At 73.1% G+C, this 9,887-nt stretch carries 8 protein-coding genes and 2 pseudogenes; 1 reads left to right on the forward strand and 9 read right to left on the reverse strand.

Annotation, left to right across the window (positions count from 1 at the left end):
• Nucleotides 1-26 precede the first annotated feature (26 nt).
• The 3 genes from ACH4F6_RS36635 to bldG all read right to left on the reverse strand — a co-directional run bounded on the left by ACH4F6_RS36635 (nucleotide 27) and on the right by bldG (nucleotide 3,645).
• Nucleotides 27-2,432, reverse strand: a complete 2,406-nt coding sequence (locus tag ACH4F6_RS36635; RefSeq protein ID WP_397964757.1) for a sodium-translocating pyrophosphatase — start codon at nucleotides 2,430-2,432, stop codon at nucleotides 27-29.
• A 316-nt stretch (nucleotides 2,433-2,748) separates the two neighbouring features.
• Nucleotides 2,749-3,183, reverse strand: coding sequence for an ATP-binding protein (locus tag ACH4F6_RS36640; RefSeq protein WP_397964758.1), 435 nt, complete (start codon nucleotides 3,181-3,183; stop codon nucleotides 2,749-2,751).
• Between the two features lie 120 nt (nucleotides 3,184-3,303).
• A complete protein-coding gene (bldG, locus tag ACH4F6_RS36645; protein WP_009189842.1) occupies nucleotides 3,304-3,645 on the reverse strand; it encodes an anti-sigma factor antagonist BldG in 342 nt (113 codons plus the stop codon).
• Between the two features lie 81 nt (nucleotides 3,646-3,726).
• On the opposite strand from bldG, the gene ACH4F6_RS36650 reads away from it, so the two are divergent.
• Nucleotides 3,727-6,270: a DEAD/DEAH box helicase gene (locus ACH4F6_RS36650; RefSeq protein ID WP_397964760.1), complete on the forward strand. Its 2,544-nt coding sequence runs from the start codon at nucleotides 3,727-3,729 to the stop codon at nucleotides 6,268-6,270.
• On the opposite strand, the pseudogene ACH4F6_RS36655 reads toward ACH4F6_RS36650, so the two are convergent.
• From ACH4F6_RS36655 to ACH4F6_RS36680, 6 genes and pseudogenes are all read right to left on the reverse strand, one after another.
• Nucleotides 6,200-6,676 (reverse strand): annotated as a pseudogene (locus tag ACH4F6_RS36655) (Rv3654c family TadE-like protein); the annotation flags it as partial. The gene ACH4F6_RS36650 and the pseudogene ACH4F6_RS36655 overlap by 71 nt on opposite strands.
• Nucleotides 6,673-7,035: a TadE family type IV pilus minor pilin gene (locus ACH4F6_RS36660; RefSeq protein ID WP_397964761.1), complete on the reverse strand. Its 363-nt coding sequence runs from the start codon at nucleotides 7,033-7,035 to the stop codon at nucleotides 6,673-6,675. The pseudogene ACH4F6_RS36655 and the gene ACH4F6_RS36660, both read right to left, overlap by 4 nt.
• A 34-nt stretch (nucleotides 7,036-7,069) precedes the next feature.
• Nucleotides 7,070-7,279 carry a DUF4244 domain-containing protein gene (locus ACH4F6_RS36665; protein ID WP_397964762.1) on the reverse strand — a complete coding sequence of 70 codons (210 nt, stop codon included), beginning with the start codon at nucleotides 7,277-7,279 and terminating at the stop codon, nucleotides 7,070-7,072.
• A gap of 106 nt (nucleotides 7,280-7,385) precedes the next feature.
• Complete coding sequence (locus ACH4F6_RS36670) at nucleotides 7,386-8,159, reverse strand: type II secretion system F family protein (protein WP_397964764.1); 774 nt, start codon at nucleotides 8,157-8,159, stop codon at nucleotides 7,386-7,388.
• Nucleotides 8,160-8,325: 166 nt separating this feature from the next.
• Entirely contained in the window at nucleotides 8,326-9,195 is an 870-nt protein-coding gene (locus ACH4F6_RS36675) for a type II secretion system F family protein (protein ID WP_397964766.1), read from the reverse strand.
• Nucleotides 9,196-9,206: 11 nt separating this feature from the next.
• Nucleotides 9,207-9,803 (reverse strand): annotated as a pseudogene (locus ACH4F6_RS36680) (CpaF family protein); the annotation flags it as partial.
• Nucleotides 9,804-9,887: the final 84 nt, after the last annotated feature.

Genomic DNA, 9,887 nt, shown 5'->3' on the forward strand with positions numbered 1-9,887 from the left:
CCTTGAACTGCGGGACGGGGTGCGGCCTACGAAACCACCGCCGGATCGGCCGGCTTGGAGGAGGCCTCGGCGTTGCCCTCGTCGCCCATGGCGATCCCGCGCCGCTTGGAGACGTACACCGCGCCGACGATCACCAGGAGCGACAGGACCGCGACCAGGATCCGCACCCCGAGGTTCTTGTCGTCGCCGTAGCTGAACTTGATCACCGCGGGTGCGATGAGCAGCGCCACCAGGTTCATCACCTTCAGCAGCGGGTTGATGGCGGGCCCGGCGGTGTCCTTGAAGGGGTCGCCGACGGTGTCGCCGATCACGGTGGCCGCGTGGGCCTCGCTGCCCTTTCCGCCGTGGTGGCCGTCCTCGACGAGCTTCTTGGCGTTGTCCCAGGCCCCGCCGGAGTTGGCGAGGAAGACCGCCATCAGGGTGCCCGTGCCGATCGCGCCCGCCAGGTACGCGCCGAGCGCGCCGACGCCGAGCGTGAACCCGACGAAGATCGGCGCCATGACCGCGAGCAGACCGGGCGTCGCCAGCTCCCTGAGCGCGTCCTTCGTGCAGATGTCGACGACCTTGCCGTACTCGGGCGTCTCGCTGTAGTCCATGATCCCGGGCTTCTCCCGGAACTGCCGCCGCACCTCGAACACCACCGAGCCCGCCGACCGCGACACCGCGTTGATCGCCAGTCCGGAGAAGAGGAAGACGACCGCCGCGCCCGCGATCAGGCCGACCAGGTTGTTCGGCTGCGAGATGTCCATCATCAGGCTCATCGGCGCGCCGTCCCCGCTGAGCTTCTCGCCGACCTCCCGGGCGCCGGTCGTGATCGCGTCACGGTACGACCCGAAGAGCGCCGACGCCGCGAGGACGGCCGTGGCGATGGCGATGCCCTTGGTGATGGCCTTGGTGGTGTTGCCGACGGCGTCGAGGTTGGTGAGCACCTGGGCGCCCGCTCCCTCGACGTCGCCGGACATCTCGGCGATGCCCTGCGCGTTGTCGGAGACCGGCCCGAAGGTGTCCATCGCGACGATCACGCCGACGGTGGTGAGCAGGCCGGTGCCGGCCAGGGCCACCGCGAACAGCGCCAGCATGATCGACGTGCCGCCGAGCAGGAACGCCCCGTACACGCCGAGGCCGATCAGCAGAGCGGTGTAGACGGCCGACTCCAGGCCGACAGAGACGCCGGCGAGGACGACGGTGGCCGGGCCCGTCAGTGACGTCTTGCCGATGTCGCGGACCGGACGGCGGGTGGTCTCGGTGAAGTAGCCGGTCAGCTGCTGGATGACGGCGGCGAGGAGAATGCCGATCGCCACCGCGACCAGGGCGAGGATCCGCGGATCGCCGCTCTTGCCCTGGATCGCCGCGTCGGTGACGCCGTCGAGGTCCGCGTACGTCCCCGGGAGGTAGACGAACACCGCCACGGCCACCAGCGCCAGCGAGATCACCGCGGAGACGAAGAAGCCCCGGTTGATCGCGGACATGCCACTGCGGTCCGCACGGCGCGGCGCCACGGCGAAGATGCCGATCATCGCGGTGATCACGCCGATCGCGGGCACGAGGAGCGGGAAGGCGAGCCCCGCGTCGCCGAAGGCGGCCTTGCCGAGGATCAGCGCGGCGACCAGCGTCACGGCGTACGACTCGAAGAGGTCCGCCGCCATGCCCGCGCAGTCCCCGACGTTGTCGCCCACGTTGTCGGCGATGGTCGCGGCGTTGCGCGGATCGTCCTCCGGAATGCCCTGCTCGACCTTGCCGACCAGGTCGGCGCCGACGTCGGCGGCCTTGGTGAAGATGCCGCCGCCGACCCTCATGAACATCGCGATGAGCGCCGCGCCGAGACCGAAGCCCTCCAGGACCTTCGGCGCGTCGGCCGCGTACACCAGCACCACGCAGGAGGCGCCGAGCAGACCGAGCCCCACCGTGAACATGCCGACGACGCCGCCCGTACGGAATGCGATCTTCATCGCCCTGTGCGAGACGGTGGTGAGGTCCTTTTCCGGTTCACCCGCCCGCGGAGTCGCTTCCCGGGCCGCCGCGGCGACACGTACATTGCTGCGCACGGCGAGCCACATGCCGATGTAACCGGTGGCCGCCGAGAACGCCGCTCCGATCAAGAAGAAGATCGATCGTCCGGCACGCTGATTCCAGTCGTCCGCGGGCAGCAGCATGAGCAGGAAGAACACCACGACGGCGAATACACCGAGTGTGCGCAACTGCCGGGCCAGATAGGCGTTGGCGCCTTCCTGGACCGCTGCCGCGATCTTCTTCATGCTGTCGGTGCCCTCGCCGGCGGCGAGCACCTGACGCAGAAGTACGCCCGCGACCACGAGTGCAGCCAGTGCGACGACGCCGATGACCACCACGAGGAGACGGTTGCCGTCGGTCAGCACTGCGGCTGCGAGGGTGGTGGAGTGGTCCAGCCGATGAGGGGTAGAAAGCCCCGCCATTCGTCCTCCTTGACGCTTGGGCTGAGCTCAAGATGTGGACGGATTGTAGGTACCGGAACCCGATCAAAACAGTGCGCGGCAAATGGAATTCACCCTCGCACCCGATTGGGGAGATCGAGTGGAGACGGTAATGCCTTCAAGGCATTGTCATTCGTGAAGTGATTCACGAAATTCCCGCCAAGATTCACTTTCCCAAGATTCACTTCCTGGGACCACTGTAAGCACGGGAAGCGACCTCCGCACATGCCGAAGGGCCCCACATGGGGGCCCTTCGGGTGACATCTTCCGCCGGGGTGTCCGGCTCCGGCCGCGGGTGTCAGGCCGGCGGCACGGCCGTCGGTGTGGCCGGCCAGGTCATGCGGATCGATCCGCCGTGCTCGCCGGCGCTGACCTCCACGTCGTCGACGAGGCCGCTGATGACCGCCAGGCCCATCTCGTCCTCCTCGGCCTCCACATCGGCGTCGGTGCCGGAACCCGGCGCCCCGGCGCCGGGCACCGCGTGCCGCGCCTCGTCGCCCACCTCGATGGAGAACTGTTTCTCCTCCTCGATGAGCAGCACCTTCACCGGAGCGGTGATGCCGCCGATCCGGTGCAGTCCGACGGCGCGCGTGCAGGCCTCGCCGACGGCGAGCCTGACCTCGTCGAGTACGGCCTCGTCCACTCCGGCCCTGCGCGCCACCGCTGCCGCCACCAGTCGGGCGGTCCTGACGTGTTCGGGCAGCGCGCTGAAGCGGAGTTCAACGGTGGCCATGCATCCCCCTCGGAACTACGGGCGTGCGATAGGGGGGCCGGGCCACCGAGAGCCCGGTCCCCCGGTGTTCACCTGTGCTGCCGCTCCGGGCACGGCCGCTGCCGCGCCCGGGGACGGCGGTCAGTCGGTGGCCGCCACCGCTTCGTCGACCGAGGTGTGGATGGGGAACACCTTGGTGAGACCGGTGATGCGGAAGATCTTGAGAATGCGCTCCTGGTTGCAGACCAGGCGCAGCGAGCCCTCGTGGGCACGCACTCGCTTCAGACCGCCGACCAGCACGCCGAGCCCGGTGGAGTCGAGGAAGTCCACGCCCTCCATATCCACGACGAGGTGGAAATTCCCGTCGTTCACCAACTCGACCAGCTGCTCGCGCAGCTTGGGGGCGGTATATACGTCGATTTCGCCACCGACCTCGACGACCGTACGATCGCCGACGGTACGGGTCGACAGGGACAGGTCCACGGATCCTCCAGCACCTTGCTATCGAGCGGTCGCCCCTCGGGACACCTCGGCAGGAGCCCCCGGGACGGTTCGCCAGCCGCGATGGCATTCAATCACTTACCGGCAGGCGTGCACGACGCCTTGGCTCCATTGTCCGTCACGCCAGTGACACACTCGGTGCCGATGGCCAAGAATCACCGATCCGATCGAACCCCGGCACAGCCCGCGTCCCGCCTGTCGCCGGGCGAGGTCCTGGACCGGCTCGCCCCCGGACCGAGCCGGGCTTCGCGCATCACTCATACGGAGCACTTGCCCCCGCGTGAGGGCCGCCATGCCGTCTGGCCTCACCGGATTCGTCCGGAGGTGATCGCTGCCGTGCAGGACTGCGGCATCGAGCACCCCTGGGCGCACCAGGCGCGCGCCGCCGAGCACGCCCTGGACGGCGACTCGGTGGTCGTCGCCACGGGCACGGCGTCCGGCAAGTCCCTGGCCTACCTCGTGCCCGTCCTGTCGACGCTGCTGGACGGCTCCGAGGCCCCGAACGGCCGCGGCGCCACCGCTCTCTACCTGTCCCCCACCAAGGCCCTCGCGGCGGACCAGTGCCGGTCCGTGAAGAAACTTTCACACCCCCTGGGGACGGCGGTGCGCCCGGCCGTGTACGACGGCGACACACCCGTCGAGCAGCGCGAGTGGATCCGTCAGTACGCCAACTACGTCCTCACCAACCCGGACATGCTGCACCGGGGCATCCTCCCCTCCCATCCCCGCTGGTCCTCCTTCCTGAAGTCGCTGAAGTACGTCGTCATCGACGAGTGCCACACCTATCGCGGTGTCTTCGGCTCCCACGTGGCCCAGGTGCTGCGCCGTCTGCGCCGCCTGTGCGCCCGCTACGGCGCCTCTCCCGTGTTCCTGCTGGCCTCCGCGACGGCCGCCGAGCCCTCGGTGGCCGCCGGCCGCCTCACCGGCCTGCCGGTGGTCGAGGTCGCCGACGACGCCTCACCCCGCGGTGAACTGGTGTTCGCCCTCTGGGAGCCGCCGCTCACGGAGATGCAGGGCGAGAAGGGCGCCCCCGTCCGCCGCACCGCCACCGCCGAGACCGCCGACCTGCTCACCGACCTCGCCGTGCAGGGCGTGCGCACGGTCGCCTTCATCCGCTCCCGGCGCGGCGCCGAGCTGATCTCGGTGATCGCCCAGGAGCGTCTCGCCGAGGTCGACCGCTCCCTGTCCCGGCGTGTCGCCGCCTACCGCGGTGGCTACCTCCCCGAGGAGCGCCGCGCCCTGGAGCAGGCCCTGCACTCCGGCGAGCTGCTCGGTCTGGCCGCCACCACCGCCCTGGAGCTCGGCATCGACGTCTCCGGCCTGGACGCCGTCCTGATCGCCGGCTACCCGGGCACGCGCGCCTCCCTGTGGCAGCAGGCCGGCCGCGCGGGACGGGCGGGGCAGGGCGCCCTCGCCGTCCTGGTGGCCCGCGACGACCCCCTGGACACCTTCCTCGTCCACCATCCCGAAGCCCTCTTCGACCGGCCCGTCGAGTCGACCGTCCTCGATCCCGACAACCCCTACGTCCTCGCCCCGCACCTGTGCGCCGCCGCCGCCGAGCTCCCGCTGACCGAGGACGATCTGGCGCTGTTCGGTCCGGAGACCGAGGGCCTGCTGCCGCAGCTGGAGGCGGCGAAGCTGCTGCGCCGCCGGACGCGGGCCTGGCACTGGACGCGCCGGGAGCGGGCCGCCGACCTCACCGACATCCGCGGCGAGGGCGGCCGTCCGGTCCAGATCGTCGAGGAAGGGACGGGCCGCCTCCTCGGCACGGTCGACGAGGGCGCCGCCCACACGACCGTCCACGAGGGCGCCGTGCATCTGCACCAGGGCCGCACCTACCTGGTGCGGTCACTGGACCTGGACGACTCGGTCGCCCTGGTCGAGGAGGCCGCCCCGCCGTATTCGACGGTCGCCCGCGACACGACGGCGATCTCCGTCCTGGAGACGGACGCCGAGATCCCCTGGGGCGAGGGCCGGCTGTGCTACGGCTCCGTCGAGGTCACCAACCAAGTGGTCTCCTTCCTGCGTCGACGGCTCATCACCGGTGAGGTACTGGGCGAGTCGAAGCTCGACCTCCCTCCTCGTACGCTGCGCACCCGCGCCGTGTGGTGGACGGTCACCGAGGAACAGCTGGACGCCGCCCGCATCAACCCCGAGATCCTCGGCGGCGCCCTGCACGCCGCCGAACACGCCTCGATCGGCATGCTGCCCCTCTTCGCGACCTGCGATCGCTGGGACATCGGCGGCGTGTCGATCCCCCTGCACCCCGACACGCTCCTGCCCACGGTCTTCGTCTACGACGGCCACCCCGGCGGCGCGGGCTTCGCGGAACGCGCCTTCCACACGGCCCGCGCCTGGCTGACCGCCACCCGCCAGGCCATCGCCTCCTGCGAGTGCGAGGCCGGCTGCCCCTCCTGCATCCAGTCCCCCAAGTGCGGCAACGGCAACGACCCGCTGCACAAGAGGGGCGCGGTGCGGCTCCTCACGGAACTGCTGCGGGGGGCGCCGGAGGAGAAGCCCGCGGACGGACAGCCGGCGGAGGAGCGGCCGAGGGAAGCGGAGGAAGGGCCGAGGAATACGGACCCGGCGCCTCCGGCGGTCCCGTAGGCCCCGTGCCGCCCAGGGCGTCCGGCCCCGCAGGGCCCGCCCTCGCCCTGATCTCCGCCGCGAACGGCTCCCGTCCGGCCGCCGCCGTCACGTCCGAGATCTCCCCCACGACCGCGCACCGCACCAGCCGCGCGCCCTGTGCCCGGGCCACCCGCTCCGCCCGGGCACAGGCGGCCGCGGCACCGTCCGCCCAGTGGTCCGCGGCCGCAAGCGCCGCGAGGTCCGCGCCGCCGGCGGCCCGGTGCCGGGCCACGACGGCCTGTCCGAGGGCCAGCACCAGGCCGAACACCACGCACAGCACGGCGATCGCCCCGAGAGTCCAGACGGTGGTCGATCCCCGGTCGGAACCGGCCCCGCGGCGCCCGCCGCCGGGCCCCGTCCCGGGTCCGCCGCGACACCCTCTCACGACCCCACCTCCCCGTCCTCCACCGCCGCCGTGTCCTCCGCAGCCGTCGTCTCCTCCACCGCCGCCACGGCCTCCTCCCGTACCTCGAACGGCAGCCCCCGCAGCACCGGCGGCTTCGCCACGACGACCACCCGGACCTGGTCGCCCTCCCGGCCGACCGTCACCCGGGCCCCGCGCGGCGCCGTCGCCCTGGTCACCTCGGTCACCGCGTCGGCCGGGTCCTGCCGGGCCGCGGCCCGGGCCCCGGCCCTGGCCGCGTCCACGCACTGGATCTGAGCCGCCAGAGCGAGCAGCCCCCACACCAGCGCCATCGCGAACGCCACCAGCACCGGCAGCACGACGGCCGACTCCGCCGTCACGAATCCCCGGTCCGCGCCCCGGGCCCGCCGCCGCTCACGTACTCGCACTGAGCGCCCGCTTCACGATGGCCTCCAACTCCGCGGTGACCGTCCCGCTCGTCACCACCTGGTAGAGGATCACGGCGAACGCGACCGCCGCGACGATCCCCATCGCGTACTCGGACGTCACCATTCCCGCGTCCCCGCGCGATGCCCGCACCCTGCACACCAGGGCGCGCAGCCGCGCCCGTACCGCCTTGCTCATCTCAACCCCCGTGGGTCCGATCCGATCCCGTTGTCCCTGCGTTCCTGCTGGTCCATCGGTCCTGCTGGTGCTTCCGGTCCTGCCGGTTCGCTCGCCGTGCCGGCTCTCAGGGACCACCCCCTCCCAGCGCCCCGCCCGCCAGGCCGATCACGACGGGTGCGATGCCGACCGCGATGAAGGCCGGCAGAAAGCACAGCCCCACCGGCGCGGTGACCATGACGGCCGCCCGACGCGCCCGAACCGTCCCCGCGCGTGCCCACTCGGCGCGGGCGTCGGCGGCGAGCCTGGCGACCGGACCGGCCGCCGGCAGCCCCGAGACGTCGGCCCGCTCCAGCAACCGGGCCAGCGCCGCAGTCCCCGGTGCCTCGGCCAGCCGTCCCCAGGCGCAGGCGGGTTCGCCGCCCAGGCGCACCTCGGCGGCACCGCGCGCCAGCCCGTCGCCGACGGGGCCGCCCAGGGCCTCGCCCACCGCCTGGGCCGCGGCCACCGGACCGGCGCCCGCCGCGATGCACGCGGCCAGCAGATCGGCGGCGAGCGGGAGCTGCCGGGCGGCGGCCCCACTGCCGGCGGCGGCCGTCCGCTGCCGCCGCCGGCACCGCCCCAGTACGACCGCACCGATCACTCCCGCGACGAGACCGGCGACACCACCGCCCAGCACCCATCCGGCGCCCACGACGGCCACCTCGGGCAGCCACCGCCGCGCGGCCTCACGCACTCCGGGACGCGCGGTCTCCGCCATCGCCGACGGGCCCAGCAGCTCGGCGAGCCGCTGCCGTGCCCTCCGCTCGCGCCGCATCGCTGTCAGCCACCGCACCAGCCAGGCCAGGGCCAGTGCGATTCCCGCGGCCATCCCCAGCCTGTGGACAACTTCCGTGCTCATTCCGCCTCCGTATCCCTGACCCGGCCGTACACCCCGTCCGGCGTCCGGCCGTACGCTTCCGCCGACGCGCCTTCACCCGCTCCCCGCCCCGCGTCGCTCCCGTCACCCGGTGCCGAGCAGTGCCCGGTCCACGTCACGGCCACGGCCGCACCCGGCGGTCCTCGCCTCACGTCTCCTCCGCACCCCGCACGATCCGCACCGCCCACCACATCCCCACCGCCTCCAGCACCCCGCCGACCAGCAGGCACCCCCACCCCGCGCCGGTGTGCAGGAGGACACGCAGCGGGTCGGCGCCGAGCGCTGTCCCCAGGGCGAGGCCCAGGACCGGCAGCCCGGCGAGCATCACCGCCGTCGAGCGAGCGCCCGCCAGCTGCGCTCGCAGATCGGCCCGCTGGTCCCGCTCCGCGCGCAGCGCCCCCTCCAGGCGGTCGAGCCCCGCGGCGAGGCCCGCGCCCTGGTCCACGGCCACCCGCCAGCACGCGGCGAGCCCGAGCAGTCCGCCGGCCCCCGGCTGCCGTGCCGCGGCCGCGAGAGCGCCGGGCACGTCCCCACCGAACCGTGCCGCGGCCAGTACGGCGGCCTGGGCCGGGCCCAGCCCCCCGGAGTCGCGGGCGGCTCGCTGCAACGCCTCGCCGGGCTGCCGTCCCGCGCGCACCTCACCGGCGAGCGCCGCGCACAGCGCGATCACCGCGTCGCCCCGGCGCTCTCCCGTGCGGCGTGCCTCGCGGGCCCGGCGCATCCGGCGCAGCAGGGGCACTCCGGCGGCCCCCGCGACGGCCGGCAGCACCGAGGCGCCCAGCACCCCGAGGACCAGCCCGACGACCGGCGCCCACCACTCCGGCCGCCACCGCCCACGGGCCTTGCGCAGTTCGACGGTCAGGTCCCGCCAGGACGGAGGCCCGCTGCCGACCACACCGCCGCCCGCCAGCAGCAGCCGGGCCCGCCGCGCCCCTGAACAGGGACCGCCGAGCAACCAGACCGCCGCCCCGGCGCACACCGCGGCCATGGCCGTCGGCGTCTCCGGCATCACGCTCATGCTCATCTCCGTCACCACTCGTCCTCACCGCTCCTGGGGCCTCGCAGCAACGCGCGCAGCCGCTCCCACCCGCGCTCACGGCTGAACGCCTCGGCCCGCCACCGCAGCGCCGGCACCGTCCGCACCAGCCCGGTCGCATCCCGCTCCAGCACGTGCACCTCGGCGATCCGCCGCCGCCCGGCCGGATCACGCACGAGGTGCAGCACCACGGACAGGGCGGCCGCCACCTGGCTGTGCAGCGCGGCCCGGTCGAGCCCGGCCGCCGTGCCGAGCGCCTCCAGCCGGGCGGGCACGTCCGCGGCGGCGTTGGCGTGGACCGTCCCGCAGCCGCCTTCGTGACCGGTGTTCAGCGCGGCCAGCAGATGGACGACCTCCGGCCCGCGCACCTCGCCGACGACCAGCCGGTCCGGCCGCATCCGCAGCGCCTGCCGCACCAGGTCCTCGAGCGTGACGAGCCCGGCTCCCTCCTGGTTGGCGGGTCTGGTCTCCAGCCGGACGACGTGCGGGTGGTTCGGCCGCAGCTCCGCCGAGTCCTCCGCGAGCACGATCCGCTCCCTGGGCCCGACCAACCCCAGCAGGGCGCTGAGCAGGGTCGTCTTCCCGAACCCCGGACAAAGACACCACTACTGAGGCACACTCACGTCATGAAGAGCACCCAGACGGGGGGCGCCCGGACGCGCGCCGTCATCTAC

It is taken from the genome of Streptomyces sp. NPDC017936 (assembly GCF_044328485.1).
In the GTDB taxonomy this organism is placed as follows: domain Bacteria; phylum Actinomycetota; class Actinomycetes; order Streptomycetales; family Streptomycetaceae; genus Streptomyces.

What these genes read in the sequence shown, in the direction of transcription:
- ACH4F6_RS36635 (WP_397964757.1), bottom strand. Translation starts at nt 2,432, where the DNA reads ATGGCGGGGCTTTCTACCCCTCATCGGCTGGACCACTCCACCACCCTC.
- ACH4F6_RS36640 (WP_397964758.1), bottom strand. Translation starts at nt 3,183, where the DNA reads ATGGCCACCGTTGAACTCCGCTTCAGCGCGCTGCCCGAACACGTCAGG.
- ACH4F6_RS36650 (WP_397964760.1), top strand. Translation starts at nt 3,727, where the DNA reads ATGGCATTCAATCACTTACCGGCAGGCGTGCACGACGCCTTGGCTCCA.
- ACH4F6_RS36665 (WP_397964762.1), bottom strand. Translation starts at nt 7,279, where the DNA reads ATGAGCAAGGCGGTACGGGCGCGGCTGCGCGCCCTGGTGTGCAGGGTG.
- ACH4F6_RS36670 (WP_397964764.1), bottom strand. Translation starts at nt 8,159, where the DNA reads ATGAGCACGGAAGTTGTCCACAGGCTGGGGATGGCCGCGGGAATCGCA.
- ACH4F6_RS36675 (WP_397964766.1), bottom strand. Translation starts at nt 9,195, where the DNA reads ATGAGCGTGATGCCGGAGACGCCGACGGCCATGGCCGCGGTGTGCGCC.